At 61.8% G+C, this 22,294-nt stretch carries 24 protein-coding genes and 2 pseudogenes; 14 read left to right on the top strand and 12 right to left on the bottom strand.

Annotated elements, in window-relative coordinates:
* The first annotated feature begins 11 nt into the window (after positions 1-11).
* Positions 12-1,049 (top strand): extracellular solute-binding protein, encoded by a 1,038-nt coding sequence (locus tag ACOHWE_RS13635; RefSeq protein ID WP_420667140.1) that lies wholly within the window; start codon positions 12-14, stop codon positions 1,047-1,049.
* A 405-nt stretch (positions 1,050-1,454) separates the two neighbouring features.
* Here the strand turns inward: ACOHWE_RS13635 and ACOHWE_RS13640 are convergent.
* A pseudogene (locus tag ACOHWE_RS13640) lies at positions 1,455-2,594 on the bottom strand (IS3 family transposase).
* Between ACOHWE_RS13640 and ACOHWE_RS13645 the strand changes: the two are divergent.
* Positions 2,575-3,048: a hypothetical protein gene (locus ACOHWE_RS13645; RefSeq protein WP_420667141.1), complete on the top strand. Its 474-nt coding sequence runs from the start codon at positions 2,575-2,577 to the stop codon at positions 3,046-3,048. The pseudogene ACOHWE_RS13640 and the gene ACOHWE_RS13645 sit on opposite strands and share 20 nt — an antisense overlap.
* 50 nt (positions 3,049-3,098) lie before the next feature.
* Here the strand turns inward: ACOHWE_RS13645 and ACOHWE_RS13650 are convergent.
* Positions 3,099-3,218, bottom strand: a pseudogene (locus tag ACOHWE_RS13650) (IS5/IS1182 family transposase); the annotation flags it as partial.
* 253 nt (positions 3,219-3,471) lie between these two features.
* On the opposite strand from ACOHWE_RS13650, the gene ACOHWE_RS13655 reads away from it, so the two are divergent.
* From ACOHWE_RS13655 to csgH, 8 genes are all read left to right on the top strand, one after another.
* Positions 3,472-3,963 (top strand): curli assembly protein CsgF, encoded by a 492-nt coding sequence (locus ACOHWE_RS13655; RefSeq protein ID WP_420667142.1) that lies wholly within the window; start codon positions 3,472-3,474, stop codon positions 3,961-3,963.
* A 36-nt stretch (positions 3,964-3,999) separates the two neighbouring features.
* The gene (locus tag ACOHWE_RS13660) at positions 4,000-4,947 is read left to right on the top strand and encodes a CsgG/HfaB family protein (RefSeq protein ID WP_420667143.1); all 948 of its coding nucleotides are present in this window, start codon (positions 4,000-4,002) and stop codon (positions 4,945-4,947) included.
* Positions 4,948-5,109: 162 nt separating this feature from the next.
* Positions 5,110-5,928 carry a hypothetical protein gene (locus tag ACOHWE_RS13665; RefSeq protein ID WP_420667145.1) on the top strand — a complete coding sequence of 273 codons (819 nt, stop codon included), beginning with the start codon at positions 5,110-5,112 and terminating at the stop codon, positions 5,926-5,928.
* A gap of 72 nt (positions 5,929-6,000) precedes the next feature.
* Positions 6,001-7,176, top strand: coding sequence for a hypothetical protein (locus ACOHWE_RS13670; protein WP_420667146.1), 1,176 nt, complete (start codon positions 6,001-6,003; stop codon positions 7,174-7,176).
* A 70-nt stretch (positions 7,177-7,246) separates the two neighbouring features.
* On the top strand, positions 7,247-7,885 hold the full coding sequence (locus ACOHWE_RS13675) for a hypothetical protein (RefSeq protein ID WP_420667148.1): 639 nt from the start codon (positions 7,247-7,249) through the stop codon (positions 7,883-7,885).
* A complete protein-coding gene (locus ACOHWE_RS13680) occupies positions 7,882-8,022 on the top strand; it encodes a hypothetical protein (protein WP_420667150.1) in 141 nt (46 codons plus the stop codon). The genes ACOHWE_RS13675 and ACOHWE_RS13680 overlap by 4 nt, the downstream gene beginning before the upstream one ends.
* A 15-nt stretch (positions 8,023-8,037) precedes the next feature.
* Positions 8,038-8,241, top strand: coding sequence for a hypothetical protein (locus ACOHWE_RS13685; RefSeq protein WP_420667151.1), 204 nt, complete (start codon positions 8,038-8,040; stop codon positions 8,239-8,241).
* A gap of 65 nt (positions 8,242-8,306) precedes the next feature.
* A complete protein-coding gene (csgH, locus tag ACOHWE_RS13690) occupies positions 8,307-8,663 on the top strand; it encodes a curli-like amyloid fiber formation chaperone CsgH (RefSeq protein WP_420667153.1) in 357 nt (118 codons plus the stop codon).
* 125 nt (positions 8,664-8,788) lie between these two features.
* Here the strand turns inward: csgH and ACOHWE_RS13695 are convergent, their stop codons facing one another.
* Positions 8,789-9,181 (bottom strand): hypothetical protein, encoded by a 393-nt coding sequence (locus tag ACOHWE_RS13695; protein WP_420667155.1) that lies wholly within the window; start codon positions 9,179-9,181, stop codon positions 8,789-8,791.
* A 275-nt stretch (positions 9,182-9,456) separates the two neighbouring features.
* Between ACOHWE_RS13695 and ACOHWE_RS13700 the strand changes: the two genes are divergently transcribed.
* From ACOHWE_RS13700 to ACOHWE_RS13710, 3 genes are all read left to right on the top strand, one after another.
* Entirely contained in the window at positions 9,457-9,645 is a 189-nt protein-coding gene (locus ACOHWE_RS13700) for an EF-hand domain-containing protein (RefSeq protein ID WP_420667157.1), read from the top strand.
* A gap of 66 nt (positions 9,646-9,711) precedes the next feature.
* Entirely contained in the window at positions 9,712-10,179 is a 468-nt protein-coding gene (locus tag ACOHWE_RS13705) for a CBS domain-containing protein (RefSeq protein WP_420667159.1), read from the top strand.
* A gap of 51 nt (positions 10,180-10,230) precedes the next feature.
* The gene (locus ACOHWE_RS13710) at positions 10,231-10,539 is read left to right on the top strand and encodes a hypothetical protein (protein ID WP_420667161.1); all 309 of its coding nucleotides are present in this window, start codon (positions 10,231-10,233) and stop codon (positions 10,537-10,539) included.
* Between the two features lie 30 nt (positions 10,540-10,569).
* Here ACOHWE_RS13710 and ACOHWE_RS13715 read toward each other — a convergent pair whose 3' ends face one another.
* The 8 genes from ACOHWE_RS13715 to ACOHWE_RS13750 form a co-directional block, all read right to left on the bottom strand.
* Positions 10,570-12,822: a GNAT family N-acetyltransferase gene (locus ACOHWE_RS13715; protein WP_420667162.1), complete on the bottom strand. Its 2,253-nt coding sequence runs from the start codon at positions 12,820-12,822 to the stop codon at positions 10,570-10,572.
* Entirely contained in the window at positions 12,797-13,804 is a 1,008-nt protein-coding gene (locus ACOHWE_RS13720; protein WP_420667163.1) for a D-alanine--D-alanine ligase family protein, read from the bottom strand. The genes ACOHWE_RS13715 and ACOHWE_RS13720 overlap by 26 nt, the downstream gene beginning before the upstream one ends.
* Positions 13,801-14,811 (bottom strand): D-alanine--D-alanine ligase family protein, encoded by a 1,011-nt coding sequence (locus ACOHWE_RS13725; protein ID WP_420667164.1) that lies wholly within the window; start codon positions 14,809-14,811, stop codon positions 13,801-13,803. The genes ACOHWE_RS13720 and ACOHWE_RS13725 overlap by 4 nt, the downstream gene beginning before the upstream one ends.
* Complete coding sequence (locus ACOHWE_RS13730) at positions 14,805-16,127, bottom strand: KamA family radical SAM protein (protein ID WP_420667165.1); 1,323 nt, start codon at positions 16,125-16,127, stop codon at positions 14,805-14,807. The genes ACOHWE_RS13725 and ACOHWE_RS13730 overlap by 7 nt, the downstream gene beginning before the upstream one ends.
* Before the next feature lie 903 nt (positions 16,128-17,030).
* On the bottom strand, positions 17,031-17,657 hold the full coding sequence (locus tag ACOHWE_RS13735) for an ABC-type transport auxiliary lipoprotein family protein (protein WP_420667166.1): 627 nt from the start codon (positions 17,655-17,657) through the stop codon (positions 17,031-17,033).
* A complete protein-coding gene (locus ACOHWE_RS13740; protein WP_420667167.1) occupies positions 17,654-19,393 on the bottom strand; it encodes an MCE family protein in 1,740 nt (579 codons plus the stop codon). Before ACOHWE_RS13740 ends, ACOHWE_RS13735 begins: the two co-directional genes overlap by 4 nt.
* A 2-nt stretch (positions 19,394-19,395) precedes the next feature.
* On the bottom strand, positions 19,396-20,202 hold the full coding sequence (locus ACOHWE_RS13745) for an ABC transporter ATP-binding protein (RefSeq protein ID WP_420667168.1): 807 nt from the start codon (positions 20,200-20,202) through the stop codon (positions 19,396-19,398).
* Positions 20,199-21,329 (bottom strand): MlaE family lipid ABC transporter permease subunit, encoded by a 1,131-nt coding sequence (locus tag ACOHWE_RS13750; RefSeq protein WP_420667170.1) that lies wholly within the window; start codon positions 21,327-21,329, stop codon positions 20,199-20,201. Before ACOHWE_RS13750 ends, ACOHWE_RS13745 begins: the two co-directional genes overlap by 4 nt.
* Positions 21,330-21,586: 257 nt before the next feature.
* On the opposite strand from ACOHWE_RS13750, the gene ACOHWE_RS13755 reads away from it, so the two are divergent.
* Positions 21,587-21,745, top strand: a complete 159-nt coding sequence (locus tag ACOHWE_RS13755) for a hypothetical protein (protein ID WP_420667385.1) — start codon at positions 21,587-21,589, stop codon at positions 21,743-21,745.
* Positions 21,746-21,788: 43 nt separating this feature from the next.
* Here the strand turns inward: ACOHWE_RS13755 and mntR are convergent, their stop codons facing one another.
* Positions 21,789-22,226, bottom strand: coding sequence for a manganese-binding transcriptional regulator MntR (gene mntR / locus ACOHWE_RS13760; RefSeq protein WP_420667172.1), 438 nt, complete (start codon positions 22,224-22,226; stop codon positions 21,789-21,791).
* Between the last annotated feature and the right edge of the window lie 68 nt (positions 22,227-22,294).

Genomic DNA, 22,294 nt, shown 5'->3' on the forward strand with positions numbered 1-22,294 from the left:
GAGGGAAACCCATGAAAAACCTGCTGAAATCCAGCGCCGCCGCGCTTGCTTTGAGTTTCGCGGGAAATGCCGCCGCCGCCGAGGGAAAACTAGTGCTGTTCCATTGGTTCGAATACATCCCGCAGGAGGTGCTGGACAAGTTCACTGCCGAGACCGGCATTGAAGTGACCATGGACACCTACGATTCCAATGAAGCCATGCTGGCCACGCTGAAGGCCGGCGGCATGGGCGCCTACGATCTGGCGGTGCCGGGCGACTACATGGTCAGCATCATGGCGGGCGAGGGCCTGCTGGACACCATTGCCGAGGGCGAGCTGAAGAATAAAGGTAACATCGCCCCGGAATGGGCCGATCCCAGCTTTGACCCGGGCCGCGCGTCCTCGATCCCCTATCAGTGGGGCTCGACCTCCTTTGCGGTGAACCGCGACGTATACAGCGGCGGCATCCAGACCACTGACATTCTGTTCAACCCGCCGGCCGAACTGTCGGGCAAGATCAACATGCTGGACAGCCAGGGAGAGGTGATGGCCATGGCCTCGCTGCACATGGGCATCCCGCAGTGCTCCACCGACCGGGAGCAGCTGAAGGCGCTGAACGCCATGCTGCAGGACGCCAAGCAGCACTGGGCCTCCTTCAACTCCGACACCGCCAAGGAGGTGCTGGTATCGGGCGATGCAGCGGTGGGGCAGATCTATGACGGCTTTGCCGCCAAGGCCCGCGGGGAAGGCGCCAATGTGGAATATGCCTATCCCAGGCAGGGCTACGTTGCCTGGATGGACAACGTGGTGCTGCTGAAGGACGCGCCGAACCGCGAAAATGCGCTGAAGTTCATGGACTTCCTGCTGAAGCCGGAAAACATCGCCGCGGTTACCAACTACGCGCAATACAACGCCGGGGTGATCGGGGTAGCAGAATTCCTGGACCCCGCCCTGGCTGCCCAGCCGGAAAAGAACCCCCACGCGGATGCGGGGGAAGGCGTGTTCATTGAGGTTTGCAATCAGCAGACGCAGGCGGTCTATGACCAGATCTGGACCAACCTCAAGAAATAAGAACCCCGCCCTGAATGCTGAGAAGGGCAATCCGCCCCGGGCACCCGTTGCCCGGGGTTTTTGAATGGAGAACGCTGGCGGCGGCCGTCAGTGATGAATTTTTTCGTGTGTGTTTGTGACCTCAGGGACATTTTGTCCGGCGCCGACAATGCAAATGGCACCATCCGGGCTGCCGCTGGGAGCAAACAGTGTCTAAATCCTGCTCCCGCAACCACTTTTACCGAACACTCAAGCATGTTCCCGTCAAGCCCTTCTCCGGAAGGGCTTTTTGCGTTTCGGGCCAGGCCGATCATCGCTGACGTGCTCCCCTTAGAGTCCGCGTATGAGGTGGTCCCCAATCGTTGGTCTGATGTGCTACCCAACGTGCCCTCGGCCGTTGTTAGAATTTCCGCGGTTCCATCAGTTTCACGGGCTGGTGTCGTGAACTGATTTCATCAGGTCTGCCGGGACCTTGTTCCCGATAGCCCCGTGCGGGCGTTCTTCATTGTAGTCTCTGCGCCAAGCCTCCAACTTTTCGGCTGCATCTTCAAGGCTCATGAACCAGTGCGCGTTCAGGCACTCCGCCCGGAACCGGCCATTGAACGCCTCGATGAAGGCGTTGTCGGTAGGTTTGCCCGGACGGGAGAAGTCCAATGTCACGTCGTTGGCATAGGCCCAAAGGTCCATATCCTTGGAGATGAACTCGCTGCCCTGGTCAACACGGATGGTGGCTGGGTAGCCGGTGCGCTTGCATACTTGCTCAAGCGTCGCGACCACGTCCTCCCCGCGACATGTGAACCGAGCATCAAGCACCGGGACATAGCGTGAGAAGGTGTCGACGACCGTCAGAACCCGAATTTTCCGGCCTGTCGCTAGCTGATCATGAACGAAGTCCCTTCCGGCAGATTGCGCCTGCGCAATCGCCTTTCGGGCAACGCATAGCCCAGACGTCATTGGGGCTGACAGCCTCCTTGCGGTCATCCCGCAGCTTGGCCTTCACCCGGCGCTTGGGTGTCTTGTTCCGAAGCTGCATGCCCAACTCCTTGTAAATGCGATAGGTCTTCTTGGCGTTGATCTCCCAGCCCTCCCGGCGCAGCAGCACAAGCACGCGCCTGTAGCCGAAGCGCACGCGCGTCTGGCAAATCTCCCGTATCCGCTGTTCCAAAGCGGCCTGCCCAGGCCGGCGGGATTTGTAGCGATAGGTTCTCGGATCGAACCGGATCACCCCGCAGGCCCGGCGGATCGACACCTGCCAATCCGCCCGCATCCCGTCGACCAGCGTCCTTTTCCGGGCAGGCCTCAAAGCTTTCGCTTAATGACGTCCTGCAGCATTTCCTTGTCGAGCGCGAGATCCGCGACGATCTTCTTCAGGCGCGCGTTCTCCTGCTCGAGTTCCCTGAGCCGTTTCACCTCGGATGGCATCAGGCCAGCATATTTTTTCTTCCAGTTGAAAAATGTCGCCGTGCTGATCCCGGCCTTGCGGCAGACCTCGGCCACCGAGGTGCCGTCCTCCGCCTGCTTGATGATGAACGCCTTCTGCGCGTCCGTGAACTTCGATGCCTTCATGCGTTTCCGCTCCTCTCCCAACCAGGGATTCTCTGCGGAAAACTCTAGTCAAAAACGGGGGCGTTTTCGGGGATCACATCAGGACAGTTTCCGGCGTAATTTAAGCTACTCTCTGCCCCTGCTGACCGGGTTGGGTTTCGTCTTTTCTCAGCCAATAGACCACGGCAGCCGATACCTGCCGAACAATTACATCAAACGGCTGAGCGAGGCCGGTATAGAGCTCTCTTTCATAAACGTGGAAGGTAGCTCCGACAACGCTCTGGCTGAGACGATCAATGGCTTGCCCAATGCCGACCTCATTCTCCGCCCAGGCCCGTGGCACAATTTCAGTGCTCTGGAGTGGGCAACCCTGCAGCGGGGGGATTGGTTCAACCACTGCCTCCTGTCGGAGCCTATCAGGAACATGCCGCCGGGAGATGCAGGGGCCAGTTTCAGCGCAGCTCTGGAAACCTAGGAGAGAGCCGCGCAATTGACTGAAACAGCCGCCGGCAAACCCGGCTCGGATCGTAAGTCATTACGTTTAATAGCGATAATCCCAGTCAAGACACGCCGATCTTCTGCGCGCAGCTGGTCGCCGGATTTTGGGAGATAGGGATCGAGACGCACTATCCGGGCGATGCTCAGTCAAAAATGATCAGATATACTACCGCTGGCCTTTCCAGCGCTGAATACTGGTGCGCACCCTAAATTAATGGGTGCTGGCCGCACTTACTCTTCCGGCCCATCAGAGCCGATCCGCGGTGTAAGCTCCTTGCCATTTTTGCACCAATGCCGTGTTTTGGAAGCGAAAATTTTTTCCTAGACTTATACGTGTGTTTTAAGTTTTAATACATGTGTTCGTTTTGGTAAATCAAGGCGCTAACCCGGTGCTTTGAGAGTGTTTTTTTTGGTGTTCCGCTCATCGGCATGCGCGTTGGCCGGAAGTTTGTTTGGGGGAGGGGAAATGCTGTTGCGAGTGGCTGTCCTCGGCGGGAGCGTATGGCTGACAACAATGAGCTGCGCTTCATCGCAGCAATTAACTTTCGCCTTCACAAATCCCTCTTTCGGTGGAAATCCCTTTAACTCCAGTCATCTGCTTGGTCTTGCCGAGATTCAGAATGTGTACGCGGAAGATGGCAGCGCCCGCGCCCGCTCCAGTTCTTCCCAATCGGATCTATTTGTCAGGCAATTGCAGAGCAGGCTTTTGTCGTCTTTGTCTGCGGGGCTGTCCGAAGTCATAACCGGAGCCGAACCCGGCGATTCGGATACGATTACAATCGGTGACCAGCAGATTTTCTACGAAAGAACCCTGGAGGATATCACCGTGCTGATCACTAATTTGCTGGATGGATCCACCACTGAAATTGTCCTGCCTGTTGTGCAGGACTGAGCCCCCCCTCTCCCCAACGGCAAAGATGGCGCCGGTATGAAACGATTTTTTCCAAAACTTACCTCCGCTTGCGTGGTTTCAGCCGTCCTTTCTGGATGTGCGGCAGTTCCCGAACGCTCGCAGGAACCGGTGCTGCCAGCCGTCACGAAAACGCGCAGCGAGCTGCTTGACCTGCCGCCGCCAAACCGGAGAGTGGATGTTGCGGTTTATCAGTTCGAAGATCTGACCGGCCAGTTCGAGGACTCCGAAAAGTATCAATCCCTGTCCAAAGCCGTGTCGCAAGGGGGGGGGCCGGTTCTGGTCAAGGCCCTGCGGGAAGCCGGGGGCGGCAGGTGGTTCCGTGTCGTGGAACGCTCGCAGCTGAACAATCTGCTGCAGGAGCGGCGCATAATTCAGGAGATGCGCCAGATCTATCTCCAGGAAAAGGAGGTCAATCCGAAGGCGCTGCCGCCGATGCTCTTTGCGGGCATTCTCATCGAGGGCGGCGTGGTCGGGTACGACTCGAATGTTCGGACAGGCGGCGCGGGCGCAGCCCTGCTTGGCATCGGCGCGCATGGCCAGTACCGCCAGGATACTCTGAGCGTGAGCCTGCGTGCGGTCAGCGTCAAAACGGGGGAAATACTGGCGTCTGTGGTCGTTCAGAAATCTCTGTTGTCGACAAGTCTGAGTGCCAGCGTGTTCCGCTATGTCGACACGGATGCCGTCCTTGAGGCCGAGATCGGGCAAACCGCAAATGAGCCCGGGCTGGTGGCGCTGACCCGTACGATCGAAAAGGCGGTGGCAGCACTTATCCTTGAGATGGCAGACCAGGACTATTGGCGCTTTCAGCACCCGGCTGCCGGCCAGGTGCTGGTGGATGACTACTTGATCGAGGACGGCCGCAAGATGCCGCCCCCGGCAGGCGATCAAGAAACTGAGGACGGACGCACCCCCGGAGAAACAAAGGCTGCACCGTCCGAAACGGCAAATAAAACAATAATCTGAGCAGATTGCGAGATATCACCCCGCAAGGGTGATTAACCGGAGGGCGCGGCGTCCTAGTGGCTGGACACCTCCCGACACCGCGCCCGGATCAAGGGCTGCATCGCTGCAGCCGTCAACCCAGCACCAAAAGATGCTTTGGTGCTTATACTAGAGGTATGCCTCATGAAAAAGCACTTTATTACAACCGCCTCCGTCTTTGCCCTGACATTTGCCAGCCAGGCTTTCGCCAACAGCAGCTATGTTGAGCAGATCGGCAATGACAATGATGCAACCGTTGATCAGACGGGCGGCAGCTTCGGCGTATCGGACATTGACCAAAGCAATGACAACAACGATGCCGAGGTCACGCAGTTGGATACCGGCTCTGACCCGTCCAACGACGCGGTGATCACTCAAGACGGCGACGCCACGGCCGACATCATTCAGGACCATGACGGTTCGGGCGGGGTGAATACCGCGAACATCAACCAAAATAATGCGGCGGATTCGGAGGCTACGATCACTCAGGAAGGCGCGGGGAATACCTCTGATATTGACCAGCTCAATGGCACTAATATCGCGTCCTCATCCCAGACCGGCGAGATCAACAATTCGACGATCTTGCAGCAAGACGAATCAGGCATGACTGCGACTGTCACGCAGACAAACATTAACAACTTCAGCACCGTGCTCCAGAGCAATGCCGGCGCCATTGCCAGTGTTAACCAGTCTGGCTTCGACGGAAGCAGCTCTGTGTCGCAGACCGACGGATCCGGCGCGGAGGCGTATTTGACGCAATCCGGTATCGACAACGAGAGCACAATCACCCAAACCGGCGACATCCAAATTGCAAATGTCACGCAGAGTACGGATTTCAACGAGAGCTGGATCGACCAGTCGGGTGACAACAACACCGCCAACGTCCTCCAGACGTTGGCTTCCAACAACTATTCGGAGGTTATCCAGGACGGGTCGTTCAACACGGCCAATGTCAGTCAGTAACTGACGGTCCGCGGCGCGCCGCCCCGCCTTGGGGCGGCGCCTTCCGGCATGCTCCAAGGAAGGATAGGCAAGATGAGACATCTACTGCTGACGGCGGCGCTTGTGTCCGCCGCCGCTGCGCCGCCGCTACTGGCCAATGACAGCATGGTCGAACAAATCGGCGCAGGAAACACCGCCACCGTCACCCAAACAGGCGGCACGGGCGGCAGTTCCGACATTTACCAGACCGGCGACGATGATTCCGCCAGCGTCATACAATCCGATGGCGGCGGTTCCGGCACCAACATCGCGGAGATCGATCAGCTCGGCGGCTCCGGAATCCAAACCGCGTCGATCACGCAGGCCAACAGCACGAGCGGCGCGGTGAATACGGCCACGATCCTGCAGGATTCCACCGAAGGCGGAAACAGCGCGGAGATCGAACAGACTGGTTCCGATAACACCGCAGCGGCGCAGCAGGGCCCGGGCGCTGCAAGCTCCGGCCCGCCCGCGAGTATCACAAACAGCAGTACTGAGATCATTCAGGCGGGCACCGGCAACACTGCCACCACCGACCAGATTGTGGGCTCCAACGGCGGCGACAATAATCAGGCGTCCATCACACAGTCCGGCAGCTTCAACACTGCCGGCGTGATACAGGGCACGGGCACTGCGGCCACCGGGGGGTTGGGTATCTCCGCCAATGACAATGACAACTCCGCAACCATTCTGCAGGACGGTCTCAGCCACATGTCCAACATTGAGCAGGGGGGGGAATCCGGCACGGCCCTGAATACTCAGTTCGGGGACAGCAACGAATCCGCCATCGTGCAATCCGGTGGCATACCCATTTCAGGTGCCAATTCGGCAATCGTCAACCAGGATGGCAGCGGCAACTTCAGCGTCGTGAACCAGACCTCAGACCACGGGGATCTGCCTGCAGTTCCCGCTCTGACATCAGCGATTGTCACCCAGTCCGGCAATCTCCACGTGAGCACCATCAATCAGGCTCCTGTGGGCGGGCATATGGCGACTGTGCTGCAGGACGGAGCCAGCCACGAGAGCCTGATCAATCAGGACGGGCTGGATAACAAGGCCTACCTGACACAGGAATTGAGCGGCCAGGTGAGTGAAATCCATCAGACGGATTTAACATTCCTGGGCTCTACCATCGACAATACTGCAACTGTCACGCAGACGGCCTCGTCCGGCAACATGTCGTTCATAACGCAGATGGGCGTCCAGAACACGTCGACTGTCATGCAGTAGGACCTTTTGACGTGTGGTACCATCAATGCTGTCTGGCTTAGGCCTGGCAGCATTACTCGGAGGCCAAAACATGACCCGTTTGATGATTTGGACGACCGCCTTTCTTGCTCTTGGGCCGTTGGCGGCTTCGGCGCAGGAAAGCACGGCGAAACCGGCGGCCAGAAGCGCAGCCGCATTGCCAGTCACGCCCGCGGGAAGCTCTGTCAGCATCGAGCAGATCGGGTCCTTCAACACGGCCAATGTGACCGACAGCGGCAGCGGGAGCCAGCTGACGCTAATCCAGCGCGGGGACGAACAGGCGGCAAATGTCCGGCTCAGCGGGGCAGGCAACGAGGGCGCCCTGACACAATACGGTCTTGGCAATCGGGCCAGCATCAGCATTTCCGGCGTCGCCAACTTCTTCAAGCTCGGACAGTCCGGCTCTGCCGCGGTGGGGTCCACTGGAAATGCCGTCCAGCTTTCGCAGATCGGATTGAACAACTTCGCCGTGCAATCCCAGACTGGCAGCGGCAACAGCATGTCCCTGCTGCAGAGCGGCGACGACAACGCCGCCACCATGCAGCAGGACGGCCAGCACAATCTGATGGAGCTGGCGCAATACGGAAACGAGAATTTTGCCGCCCTCAGCCAGTTCGGTTTTGAAGCGCCGCCGGTCATCGTGACCCAGACTGGCGGGATGAGTGTGGAAATCACGCAGACGGGAGAATGACAATGCTTCTTTTAACGCACATGGATCTTTGGGTGGCGGCGGCCGCGCTGCTCTTCATCGGAGTGGCGCATATGCAAAGCAGCCTCGAACCTCTATTTGCGGACACATCCGTTAAGCAGGCCGGCAGTGCACCGTAACGGCCGCCAGCCAGTTTGGAGGTTCAGTTCTTCGTTGCCATTGGGCTCGCCGATTTTCCCGATATCCTCAGGTTAGGCTTCCATGGGCCCGGCGGCGGCGCCGACGGTCTGCTCGGCGCGGCAAAAGCTCCCGCATTCCGGCAGGTTTCCCCTCGGGTGGCACTTCATACCGGGCCACGGGAGCTGATTGCCGAAGACGATGGTGTATTTCTCAAATGAACATGAACGGCAAGGCAGCGCACACGACCCCGTGATGGCCCGCCGAAAATCTCATCGGGTGCCCCATGAAATCGCTAATAATCTTTCTTGCTTTTACTGGTCTAGGATCCAGGGCCTCACTCGCGGAGGAGGAGTCATGGTTCCACATCTCGTATTCTGATGGCGCTGTGCAAGTCGAGGTGGTCCGGCCGACTCCTGCGTCAGGGCCGGGCAACTATTCTTTTGAAGCCGTAAAGGTTGGACCTAGTGGGACCTCTATTAATCGGCAATCCGGACCGGTGCCAGCTGATCAAGGGGGCCGCGCGATCCTGCGGTCTCGCGTGTCTTTGGAGCCCGGGGCCACACTGCACTTGCAGTTGAAAGTTACCCATCATGACGAGATCCTACACAGTGAAGTGCTTGAGGTGCTTCCACCAGATTGACCGCCCCCGGAATTCTCGGTGCATGATCCTGTATTCGCCTTACAGTGAAGACTTCTCAAGTGGGGCTGATCACCATCGCGTCCAGCACCCGCCACCTTTCCATGGTCAGGGCTTTTGAGATTGCCCTAGCGTCTGCAGTTGGCAACCGGTTCGCGGCTCAAACGCAGGGTTGCCGGTGGGGCTATGGTCATGAGGTTTGCCGGTTCGCGTCGGCGCGCCAGGATGTTGAGAACAACCGCAGCGGGGGCGCCTTCCGTCAAAGCTTCGGCGCCGGCCGTTTCGGCGGCATCCAGCCCTTCGGTGAGAGCCACGCCCAGGATGCCGGTCATCGGACGGCCGCCGTTTGGCATGCGGCCCAGCTTTTTCCGGATGCCGCAACGCTGGCGGCGGTTCCCAATCCTTGAATGGCGCACCATTCCTGTGCCAGCGGGCTGGCGCGCAAGCACCGGGATGCGGTGCAGTGGGTTGCAAACCGCCCTGTCGCGCCCAAATGCACGCGCGTGCTCACCGACGATCATCCTGTCCTGCCTGCCTCGCGAGCGCGATGATGCCGCTCCTGGACTGACATCCGCGCTGAGGTTGCGCAGACGCGGGCGGGTTTGCTGGTATTGTGCAAGTATTTTAGCAATCTACACTAAAATTACTATCTCCTGCCTTGCCTTTGCCGCGAACCGCCCCCAATTCAGCGGCAGGCAGCGCAAGTCGGGCTGCCAGGTTTCTGATGGAGAAACACATGGGCAGAGTGGCTGCAGGCGCTCTTCTCGCGGCCCTAGCGGCAGTTCCGGCAAACGCAATGAGCGCCGGGATTGATACTGATGGCGACGGCAAGGCGTCTTTTGAGGAACTGCAGGCCGTCTACTCCGGTGTAACCATCGAATTGTTCGCGGAAATCGACGCAGATGCGGACGGCTTCGTCGATGACGAGGAGATGGCGGATGCGGTTGAAACTGGGCTTCTGGACGACCCGGTGACAGACTTGTAGCGGCCGGCGCGTGGGCGCGCCTGCAGCCCATTCCGGCTGAACCCTTGTTCATGAAAGGGTATCTTCATGACAATCCGCAGACTGCTTGAGGAACTGGAAACGGGTATCCAATGGATCGCTCCGGTCTCGCCCATGGAGGTCGCTATTACTCTGCTGGCACAGGAGGGCACATCGGCGCTGCTGGTGTCTTCGGACAAGCGTTCGATGGCGGGCATTCTGACCAGCAGCGACATTGTCCGCTACCTTGAGGCCCACCACAAACTGCCGGGCCATCTGCAGGTGCGGAATGTGATGACGCATCCCGTCATTTCCTGCGACGTACGCGAGCCCGTGCAGCGGCTGGAATGGCTGATGTCGAAGCACCATATGCGCCATATTCCGGTGACCGAGGACGGTGTGCCGGTTGCGTTGATAAGTATTCTGGACGTGACCCGCTACCGGCTGCTGACCGCGGAGCAGGAGGCCTCCGAACTGCGGGAGTATGTCGCCGGGGCACCTTGGCGCGTCAGGCCGCACCGGCACCGGCAATCCTGAACCGGGTTGAAACCGCGCCCGCCTGGCGTGGCGCAGCTTAAGGCAATGCTTATGTGCTGGGCACGCGCAACCACTCTGGCAGCCGCCAAACAGGCGGCACGTGATCTCGGGCGGACGCTGGTGCGCTTGCTCAAGTGGCGCGGCGCGGGTGCGGCGCGGCGGTCCGGGGAGACTCCGAAGCCGCGCGCGGAAGCGGTGCCGGAGGACGGCTTAGAAACTGGTGACAAGGAGGCTGGTGGAAAGCTGCATCAGGAGGGAGCAGCGCGGCAGCAGCAGCGGGTGCCGCCGGACTGCGAGGGCGGTGAGGCCGGGAATGGCGATGTGCCCGGGCGCTATGGCGGCGGCCGGTACCGCGGCTGAGCCGCCGGAAAATGCCCCCACAGCGGCGGCTCAGCGGCCGAGAGTCTTTTCGTAGACCGCTTTGCCGTCCCCGTCGCGGTAGAAATCCGGGAACTCGGCGCGCTGAGCATAGCCCACCTTTTCATAGAACCGGCGGGTTGCCGCATAGGGTGCGCTGCTGGAGGTATCGATGTAGACTTTTCGGCCCCGCGCCTTGCGGATTGCAGCCTCCGCCCGCGCCATCAGCAGTCTGCCCAACCCGCTGCCCTGATGTGACGGGGCGACCACAATCCAATAGAGATCCCAGCTGTGATCGCTTCCCGGCACCGGGCCGTAGCAGGCGTAGCCCTGCAGCTCCGCGCCGCATTCAGCGAGCAGGAAGTGGTAGCCGGATGCGGCTCCGGTACTTAGCCGTTCCTGCGCCAGTTCGCCGGAGATTTCGATTTCGGAATTGGAAAACTTGCCGGTTCCCGCTACCAGCTGCGTGATCCTGGCGGCGTCTCCGGCCCGCAGGGTCTTGCGCCAGCGGCGTTTCGGGGCCGGGGCATGCCGGGACGGAACCTGCGGTTTCCGGCGCTTCGCGATTCCTTCGGCCAGTCCGGTGAAAAAGGCTGCAGCGTTTTCGCCGAGGGTGCGTACGAGGTAGCCGCCCTCCTGCACGACAAGGATGGGGAACGGCTGCTGCCCGATGCTGACGCCGGTCTGACGGAAATCCTGCGGTCTGAGCTTCCAGGTGCCGGTTGGATCGCCGCGGCCGGTGTCGAAGCCGAGGCAAAGAACCAGATAGCTGGGATCGTGCCTGGCGATCCGCGCCAGCGCCTTCGCCACAGCGGCGTGGAAGTCTTCCGGCGTTGCGTGTTCGGCCAGTGGGAGGTTGAGGTTGTACCCGGCGCCGGTGCCTTGTCCGGTTTCATCCCGGAAGCCAGTGAAATACGGGTAGGCAAAGCTGGGGTCGCCATGAATGGACACGGTTAGCACATCGGCGCGGATATAGAAGATGTCCTGCTGGCCGTTGCCGTGGTGGTAGTCGATGTCCAGCATCGCGACCCGCCCGTGCTGGGACAGGAAATTTGCCGCGATAGCCGCGTTCGAAAGATAGCAGAAACCACCGAAGGTCTTGTGTTCGGCGTGGTGGCCAGGCGGGCGAACCAGCGCATAGGCGGCTGGAGTGCCATTCAGAATTTCGTCCGCGGCAGTGAGAGTGCAGTCCACCGCGCGGCGGGCGGCAGGCCAGGCGTTGCGGTTGATCGGAGTAAAGGTGTCGATGCACCAGTATCCCGCCAGCACCGAGCGTTCGCGCGGCTGGCGGGCCGGATTGCGGACAGGGAAGACATAGGGGTAGACAGCGCTTTTTTCTGGTGCTTCGGCACAGGCGCTGCGCAGGTAGCCCACCAGCTTCGGATCATGCACCGCCTTGATCCAGCGGTCCGGAAAGTGCTGCGGCGGCCGGCGGGTGAACAGGCCGGTGCCTTCCAGCGCGTCGGCGATGGCGGCGACCCGGACCGGGCTCTCGACGTAGCCGCGGGTGCGGACGTGGTGAATGTCGTGACGGTCGTTGATGATCATCGGGATCTGCAGCCCGGACGGCGGCTGAATCCCGGCCGTGCGGACGGCATAGCGCGGCGGGCGCAGCCCGTAGCGCCCGGGGACAACGGACGCAACCACCTGCCGGACGTATTCCGGCGGACAGAGGTCCGCGTATTTCCGTTCCAGAATGGCGCGGAAGATCTCCTTCAGCCGCTCTGCCTGCGGCAGAGCGAATTGCCCGAGCCCATCGAACACAAGATGCGGCATATCCGTGTCCTCAGGAGACAGGGGCAGCTCATAGCCGGTGCCGGTGATGGGGCGTGCGCCGTAGCGTTCGTAGAATTTGAGCCGGGCCGCGTTCTGGGCCAGTGCTGCGCTGTCCTGGACGTTCTCCGGATCATCGGGCAAGCATTCGAAGTAGAGGCCCGCAGCCCCCAGGGACGCAGCCTCCTGCCGTATCCTCTGATACAGCGCGCCGCCGGTGCCGGAGCCGGAGGTCTCTGCCGGGGTGGCTGCGAGAATGTCGAGGAAGGCGAAATCCAGTTCCGGGTCGAACAGCAGCAGGGCAGTGCCGCGCACGTCCCCGCGGCCATTTTCCGCCACGAACAGCGACGGGATGAACCGTTTGGCGAACGGGTTGCTCAGATGCTCCGGCAGCGCGTCGATATCGGCGGACCGCTTGCCCGGGAACTGGGCGCGCAGGATCGCCAGGGCCTTCTCGATTGCGGCCTGGCTGGCGGGGGCGTGGGCATCAGCAATCTTGCGGATGCGGAACATGGCTCAGGTCCTTTTCCGGTGCGGCAAGGGGGAGTGCCGCGAGATGCGCAATCAGGGCATCATAGCCCATCCCGGCGTGTGCGGCAGCGGCGGCGAAACCTGCGTCCGGTGCCAGGCAGGGGTTGGTGTTCACTTCCAGGATCCATGGCTGGCCGTCCTCATCAACGCGGAAATCCACTCGCGCATAGCCGGAGAGGCCAAAGACCTGCCAGGCGCGCCGGGCCAGTGCTGTGAGCCGCGCGAGCAGGGGTTCGTCGCTGTCCGGAAAGGTGAACCGCCGGGGCGTGTGATGGTAGCTGTGAGCGGTTTCGTCCCATTTGGCAGCGTAATCGACGATGCGCGGGGCATCGGGGGCAAAACCATCGAACTGGATTTCGGCGGGCGGCAGCACGTCCACGCCTCCGGCCGTTTCCAGCAGCGACAGGTTGAACTCCCGCCCGCGGATGTATTCCTCGGCAAAGAAGGCTCCGCCGAAGCGGGCCTCACGGCGGGCAATTTCCGCCGCAGCGCTGGCGCCGGGTACGACCGACTGCGCGTCCATGCCCAGTGAGGAATGTTCGGTGACGGATTTGACGATCACCCGGCCAAGCAGCGCAAGCTCCGGGCCGGAATGCGGCGAGGCCGGAGTGGGAAGGCCGTGCCGTGCCATTAATTGTTTCTGCGCGGTCTTGCTAAGGGTGGCCCGCTGCGCCGCGGCGGAGCAGCCGGTGTAGGGTATGCCGCGCGCTTCCAAGAGCGGCAGCACCTCGGCCGCGCGCTGCATGTCGCGGTCGATGGCTTCCACCATATTGAAAACAAGCCCGGGGCGGTCGTTATCCGCCCAAGGCAGGGCGACGGGGCGGCCGGAGACATGCGCGAGCCGGGCGTCAAAGCCCTGCCGGTTCAGCGAGGTGCAGATGGCGATGGCGGTGTCGCGGGTGTCGCGTTCGTCAGGGTCGTCTCCACTTGCCCCGTGCAGGACGGTGATGGAGAGTGGTTTCATAGCGCTGCGCAGAGCGCGCCCTTTCTGTCCGCAAGGCGGCAGCGGCGGATGGCGGCATCCAGTATGCCGGTGATCAGCCCGTGGTAGTCCAGCCCCGCTTTGGCCGACAGGATTGGCAGGTCGGAATGGCTGGGGTGCAGGCCAGGCAGGGTGTTCACCTCCAGGAAATGCGGTGTGCCGGCAGCGTCTGAGCGCAGGTCGATCCGCGCCGCGTCGCGGCAGCCGAGCGCGTGGTAGGCGGCCAGTGCGGCAGCGCCCGCGGCGCGCGCCTCCGGGTCATCAGCGAGGCGGTAGCTGACCCGGGTTTCCCATTGCTCCTTGTTCCGGAAGCTGTAGATTTCCGCCTCTGCGGTGTCCCGCAGGAGGATTTCCATCACCGCAACCACAAGGGCCTCTGCCCCGTTGCCCAGGATGCCCGCGGTGAATTCGCGTCCCGGCAGGAAACACTCGGCCAGGACCGGCTGGCGGAACCGCTGGCGCAGGGAGCCGGCGGCGGCGGCAGCTTGATCCGCATCGTTCACCTTGGAAGCATGTTCGCAGCCCTTGCCGGTGCCTTCGGCCAGGGGCTTCAGGAAGACCGGGAACGGCAGCCTCAGCCTGTGGTCGTCTGCCGGGGTCTCCAGCACCGCAAACGGGGCGGTGGGAATGCCGGCATCGCGTACGATCCGCTTTGCCATCGCCTTGTCCAGTCCCAAGGCCTGGGTCAGCGGATCGGAGAAGGTATAGGGAATGCCGAACGCCTCCAGCAGCGCCGGAACCTGCGCTTCGCGGGCGCGGCCCTGCAGGCCCTCGGCGATATTGAAGACCAGATCCCAACGGTCCCCTGCAGCCAGGCGCTGCGCCAGGCTGTGGACATGGCCGATCCGGTGAGTCTGATGACCCTGCCCGCGCAGAACGGTTTCGATGGCGGCGATGGTCTCCGGGCTGTCGAACTCGGCCATCGCCTCATCGCTGAGGCCGCTGCCCCGGTAGTCATCGCGCAGGTCGTAAGTAAGGCCGATCAGCATGGCCGCCTTCCCTTCGAAGCGCCCTGGCTGCCGCCCGGGTCGGGATAACGGTAGAGATTGTTTTCGAAGTTGCGCAGGATCAGGTCGCCGCCGTCGCGCCCGGCCACATAGTCCGGCAGCAGCGGGATCTTGCCGCCGCCGCCGGGGGCGTCGATCACGAACTGCGGCACCGCGTAGCCGGTGGTGTGGCCGCGCAGGCCTTCGATGATCTCCACGCCCTTGGACACCGGAGTGCGGAAATGGGCGGAGCCGGTGATCGGATCGCACTGATACAGGTAATAGGGCCTGACCCGCCGCATCAGCAGCGCCTGGTACATTGGCTTGAGGATATCAACGCTGTCGTTGATCCCCTTCAGGAGCACGGTCTGCGAACCAAGCGGGATACCTGCGTCCGCCAGCCGGTTGCAGGCCTCGCTGGCCTCGGGGGTCAACTCGCTGGGGTGGGTGACATGAATTGACATCCACAATGGGTGGTGCCGTTTCAGCATACGCACCAGATCGCGGGTCACCCGCATCGGAAGAACTATTGGTATCTTGGTGCCGAGCCGGATGAACTCGACATGCGGGATCGCGCGCAGGCGGCCCAAGAGGTAGTCCAGCTTGTCGTCGGCGATGGTCAGCGGGTCGCCGCCCGACAGGAGCACGTCGCGGACCTCGGTATGGGCGGCGATATATTCCAGCGCGCGGTCCCATTGGGAAACCGAAAACTGGTACTCGCCGCCCGCCTGCCCAACCATCCGCGACCGGGTGCAATAGCGGCAGTATGTCGAGCAGGTGCCGGTGGTCAGAAACAGCACCCGGTCCGGGTAGCGGTGAACCAGCCCTGGCACCGGGGTGTCGTGGTCCTCGCTCAGCGGGTCGCCTTCCTCGCCCGGCAGATTCAAATACTCCTGCCCGACGGGAATATGAGTGCGCCGCAACGGCTCATCCGGGTCATCCAGCCCCATGAGGCTGGCATAATAAGGGGTGATCCCGACCGGCAGCCCGCCCTGTTGCCGGGCCAGCGCCGCCTGTTCCTCGTCACTCAGTACAAAGATACGGCTCAGTGCCTCCTGGCTGCGGATACGGTTGCGCATCTGCCAGCGCCAGTCGTTCCAGTCTTCTGTGCTGGCATGCGGGAAGAAGAGCTTGCGGAAAGCTTTGGCCCGTTCCCCGGCCGGAAACTTCGCTGTGGGGGGCCGGCGGTTTCGGAGGGATGCGGCGGGGCGACGGGCCTCTGGGCGGTCTGGCCTCTGCAGATCAGCGCGGTCCGCGTTGGCATCTAAAGGGTCCTGGCTTTCCTGAGCGCCCGGATCTGCAGCAAGGGTATGGTCCATCCATGGGTTTCCTTGCGCCCAGAGTGCCGTCGCGCGCCAATCGTCGTTGCTGCCACAACTCTGGGACAAGCAAAACCTGTGGCCGTTGCAGGCGGAAATCAAGCGGTTTCTCAGGCTGTGTTGCAGGAGGCAGCGCGGGACCCTGGGCGGCTTCTCCAAATGCAGCGGAAAACTGCACTAGTGCGAAAAAGTATCAACCGCAGCCGCGGGAAAACCGAACAGAACGAGTAGCCGTATATCGGGGTTAGGTCTCATATCCAGCAAATGACGAGAGCGCGGCTGATTGCAGAGACGGAGGCCTTCGGGCATCTGCCATATCGGGGTTGCGGCGCGGCGCCAAATTTTTCAACCTGCCGAAATTATCCCGATACGGCTGCATCACCGCAATGCCGCGCAGGCCGGTCATTACACGTTCGATCCGCTCCGCCACCGGAGCCTGCGGGATACGGACGCGAGGGCGGACGCGGAACGCCAGCTGCTCGCGCTCGCACAGCGCTTCTGCTTGTTTTGGGGGGTGACTGGCCTCAGGCGAGACGACTGTGACGGTTGCGGGGATGGCATGGTCCGGCAAGGCGTGGAGCACGGTAGGCCGCGGCCTCCGTAAGCAGAACGGCAGCGACGGCAAGAATTTCGCCCGTGGATCTTGCTATGGCCAAGTGCCCGCTCCCATCGCAACATCATCGGAGCCTAGCCGGGGGCCGCGCGGCTTGCCTTCTCTTGAGCCAATCCTGCGCCGGCGGATCGACGGCCGGCAGCCGGTTGCCGCCCAGGGCGGCATGCCGGTGTGCGGCCCCTCCTTCAACGAAGACCGGTCCACTGCCTGCACCTTACCAGCCGGACAGCCGTCGATGGCCACTCCCTGCTCGGCACTGCCGGGGGCAATTCTGGGCGGTTGCAACAACCTCAGGACCTGGATGTGCTTCGGATAATCCATGAGACAACATCTGGTATAAGGCGGGAAATCGCGGCATCGAACGCCGCCACGATGGCGTCCGTGTCGGCGGGGCCAGTGTTGACGGTAACTGAAAAGGTTTGAGACGCGACCGCCTTCGTATCGCTCTCGCGAATGAGACGCAGAACTGCCCGGACTCGAATGACCGCTGTTTCACCGTCATCGTCCGTTTCGGCCTGGAAGTCCGTCAATTCGCTCAACACAGCGTAGTCGGCCACGGTTCCTATGGGGCCGCGCCCGACCGAGTTGAACGCCCCGGTCTGCGTCAGGCTCCGCACCATCAGTGTTTGCAGCATGATTGGAGCCGGGTCTGCCCACCGCGCGCCGGGAAGGTACTGCACCTGCAGCGGCGAGGGCCGGATCATGATACGTTCAACCGCAAGCGCGCCGCTCGCAATCGGCTCCTCAACGATGAGTTCGACATTCCGGCGCGCGCCGGACCGCGGCACCTCCGGGGTTCGAAGCTCATAGACGTCCAGCGGCTGCGATGCCTCCCCGAGCGCCGAGAGGGCAGTGCAGCCCGCAGGCGCGAAAGGCAGCACAAGAAGCATCAACAGCAGGCGTATCATCGCGGTCATCGTCTGAACTCCGGCGTGCGGGGGGAGAGGAAAAAGCGGCTTGGGTTGCGGCGGATCTGCTCGATCAAAGTGTCGAGATTGCCGATCAGCGCGCGGGTCTCGGCCGCCAGGCGGCCGTATTGCGGCAGGGCTGTCACCGCGAATTCGCGAAGGGCGGGCGCGCTGCGGGCGACCGAGCCTTCGATCTGGGCGAAGGCGGACTCGGCCGAGCGGCTTGCGGCGCGCAAGTCCTCCGCGACGCCGGGGATCTCTTCAGCGACCGTGCCCACCGTCGCTTCGAGTTCCGTGAGGGTTGCACGCAGCCGTTCGGCAATCCCCGCGGCCTCTTCGTTTATCACGCGGTCCGCGCCCTGAAAGGCCGACTCTGCCGCCTTCAGGGCACGGTCGCCGGTTTCCAGCGCCGCGTTGATCGCTGACAGCGTTTCGTTGGCATTGGCGAAGGTAGTGTGCGCAGCTTCGAGCGTCTCGCTCGCGGTCAGGGAAAGGGAGCCCAGCCTGCCCGAGGCCGAGGAGAGGTCTGCGCCCACCGTCTCGACGACGTTTGAGGCGGTTTCGGCCGCGCCGCGGATCTCGTCCAGGATCGCAGGCAGATCGGTGTCCGCCGTATCGCCGAGCCGTTTAATGACAGACGCCGTCTCGGCCGTGGCTGCGCGAAGCTCCGCAATTAGAGGTTCGGCGCCGCTGCCGATCAACCCTTCAAGCCGTTCCGCCGCAGCGTCCACACTGGTCATCGTTTCACCAATACGCGCGATCAGCGCATTCGTTGCGGCGAGCGTTTCCCTCGCTTCGGTCAGGCGCCGGGTGGCTGTCTCCCCGGTTTGGGAATAGGTCGTCATCACGGCGGTAATCTCCTCGCTCAAGGCGGCAACGCGATTTTCGATCTCGGCCATCGTGCTCTTAAGTTGCGTGGTCGCTGGCCCAAGCACCTCCGCGATGTAGTTGTCAGCTGCCGCTATGGCTGTGCCCGCTCCCGCAATGGTATCAGATCCCTCTGCCAGAACGCGCCGTGCATCGGCTGACAAGGCGCCGATCTCGGCGAGCGTGGTTTCGACCGCGCCGAGCACGCCCGAGGCATCTTTCGTGAGATCGTCCAGCATGGTGTTGAAACGGCCGATCTCGCGCGCGAAACTCGAAACGTTTGCGCTGACCGTGGAAAGCTCCTCCAATGCCTGGGCGAAGGTTTCCGAGGATTGTTCCACGTTCCTGAGGATGTTTTCGACCCGCTGCTGGTTTTCTCCCCCAAGCAGCTGGCGCAATTCGCGTACCACTTCCAGCGTTTCGGCAACGACCTCGGGGGCATCCTGCGATAAGGACTGCAGTACGGATTGCCCGGCTTCGATCATCGGGACGTCTTTGGGCGATGCGGCGGCCAGTAGCGGTGCCTCGGGTGTTCCGGCCGAGATTCCAACGTATGAGACGCCGGTAACGCCTTGCGCCTCGATCGTCGCGACGCTGTCCCTCCGCACCGGTGTTGCCGCATCGATCTCCACCCGGACGCGCACGCGCCCATCATGTTCCGGTGAAAGGCGCACGTCGACGACCTGCCCGACCGGAAGGCCGGAAAATCGCACGTCCGATGCGTCGCCAAGGCCCGATACCGACGTGAAATCTACGTCGTAATAGGCATATTGGCGATCCAGCTGGATGTTGGCGAACCAGAGAAAAAAGGCGAATATCCCCAGAAATCCCACCAAGGCGAATGCGCCGATCAGGATATAGTTGGCACGGGTCTCCATCCTCACCTTCCTTTGGAGGCTTGGCCGGATGCCGGCGCGTTTAACGCCGCCCGGGCACGCGGCCCATGGAAGTACTCACGGATCCACGGATGATTGACCTTGAGCATATCCTCGATACTGCCGGTCGCGAGCACCTTTCGTTCGGCGAGGACTGCGACGCGGTCACAGATCGCGAACAGGGTATCTAGGTCATGGGTCACAAGGAATACAGTAAGCCCCAGGGACCGGCAGAGGTTGCGGATCAAGGTGTCGAATGCGGCAGCGCCGATCGGGTCGAGTCCGGCCGTCGGCTCGTCGAGGAAGACTATGTCGGGGTCCATCGCAAGGGCCCGGGCAAGGCCTGCGCGTTTGCGCATTCCGCCGGATAGCTCCGCGGGATAATTGCCGCCGGCAAGGTAGGGCAAGCCAACCATCGACAGCTTCAGATCGGCCAGTTCGCGCCGGATCGCGGGGGTGAGGCCCGGTACGGACCGCATCGGAACTTCGACATTTTCGCGCACGGTGAGCGAGGAGAAAAGCGCGCCATCCTGGAACATCACGCCCCATCGTTCGTCCAGTGTCTCCCGCACCCTCTCCTCGCCGGAGAGGACGTCGATGCCAAAGACTTCGATCGAGCCTGCGGCCGGTATCTGCAAACCGGTGATCGACCGCAGCAGCACCGACTTGCCGGTCCCGGAGCCTCCGACGACGCCGAGGATTTCGCCCCGGTAGACATCAAGGTCGAGATCCTCATGCACCACGTGCGATCCGAATTGGTTCTTCAGCCCGCGGACGCGGATGATCACCTCCTGCTGTTTGCCATCTTTCATAAACCGACCTGCGCGAAGAAGATCGAAAACAAGGCGTCGGCAACGATCACCGCGAAAATTGCGGTGACGACCGCATTCGACGTCATCCGGCCGAGCGACTCGGCGTTGCCCTTCACTTGCATCCCGGCATGACACCCGACCACGCCAATGATGAGCGCGAAGACAGGCGCCTTGACCAGCCCGACGAAGACGTGGGTCGCCTCGGTTCCTTCGATCAGGCGGGTGCGGAACATCGACGGAGAAATTCCGAGTTCTATCCAGGCCATCAGTGCGCCCCCGAAGAGCCCCATGACATTCGCGATCAGACCCAGGATCGGCAGCATCAGCAGAAGGGCCAGGATCCGCGGCAGGAAAAGGACCGTCGCCGGATCAAGCCCGAGCGTACGCATCGCGTCAATTTCCTCGCGCATTTTCATCGAGCCGATGGCCGCGGTGAAAGCCGAGGCGGTGCGGCCCGCGACAATGATCGCCGTCAGGAGAATGCCGAGCTCGCGCAGGATTGAGATTGCGATCAGATCGACAACGAAGACCTCCGCACCGAACTGCCGCAATTGGGCCGAACCCTGGAATGCCAGAACAACTCCGATCAGGAAGGCCATCAGCGCAACGATAGGCACCGCGCGAAACCCCACATCCTCGGAATGGGCTACAAGAGCGGTCAGCCGAAACTCACTTGGATGACGTATGACGCGGCCGAGCCTCGCGATGAAGAGACCAAGGTAGCCGGTCAGTTCGAGGAGGAATGCCACCCCTGCCATCACTGTCTTTCCGGCGGACTCCAGAAAGGCGATGAGGCCTTTTTCTCGCGGTGCAGCTGCCTCCTTCCTGGGCATGGCGTGCCTTACACTGTCGAGCAGCAGCGCGGCTTCCGCGCTCATGTTCCGGAATTCCGTCGTTCCACCGGAGGTCATCAGCCGCTTTTCAAGGCCGGACAGGACCCAGGCTCCCGCAGTGTCCATGCGGGCGACCCCAGCCATGTCGACGACCAGCCGACGGTGAGGCTCCAGTTGTCCGAGGTAGCCGCTGGCCCGGGAAACAGTTCTGATCGTGAGCATGCCAATGGGGCGCAGGACGCTTTCGCCAGCCTCCTGCGAGAAGCTCAGTTCGAGTTGAAAAGCCTGGCTCATGATGAAAATGCACCCTCGGCATCGTGTCCGGCAAGGAGATTGCGGGCGGCGGGCCAAATACAAACTTGCCGTTGTCACCATAAGGATAATAGCGCCGATGCACGATTGGCACGCGCATTCGGCCAAATCACATGCACGCGCTTGCCCGTTGAACCTAATGGAATGACACCGGCTGGACCTGTGCGGTCAGGCAAATCCAGCTTCAGCGCGGTTCACGGCTGACGCAGAGATAACGGCTGAGGTCGCGCTGTTTGCCGATGGACAAATTCGTGCGCTTTTACGTCCCGCAGCTCAGCTTTGCTCTGAAGCGCGCCAAGAGCCGCGAGGGATATATCAACGGCTTCTACAATCCGCGCCGGCGGCACTCAGACCCGGGCTGGAAAAGTCCCTTCACCGTCGAAGCTCAGCCTGCATAAGTGAGAAACCGGAGCGGCATCAAACCGGGACAGGGGGGCGCGCTTATTTCCGGGTAAAAGCCTTGAAGACTCGCAAGGTTTCTTCGCTCACATGATGCTCGATGCCCTCTGCATCGTGCTCGGCCACGTCTTTGGAAATGCCCAGGGCGATCAGGAACTCCACCACGATCCGGTGGCGCTTACGGCAAGCTTCGGCCAACTGGCGCCCGGCATCCGTCAGGCGGATTGAGCGGTAGGGCTCCTGTTCGATTAATCCCTCGCGTTTCAGCCGGTTCAGGTTCTTGGAAACAGTGGGCTGGGTTACCCCGAGGCATTCGGCAATCTCCACAGGCCTTGCCGAGCCGTTCTGGTGGATCAGTTCGGCGATCAGTTCAACATAGTCCTCCACAACTTCGCTTTGACGGGCGGCGCGGGCAGCCTCGAAGCCGCTGGCATGGTCGTCTGCGCTGCGTCCGAAGAGATGCGGTTTCTGGTCGGTCATTCTGCTCACGGTAGCTGCTGCGGGCGCGGAACCCTTTACTCCGCGCCCTAACGTGTATGCACCAGCAG

The sequence above is a fragment of the Cribrihabitans neustonicus genome (genome assembly GCF_048820895.1).
In the GTDB taxonomy this organism is placed as follows: Bacteria; Pseudomonadota; Alphaproteobacteria; order Rhodobacterales; family Rhodobacteraceae; genus Cribrihabitans_A; species Cribrihabitans_A neustonicus.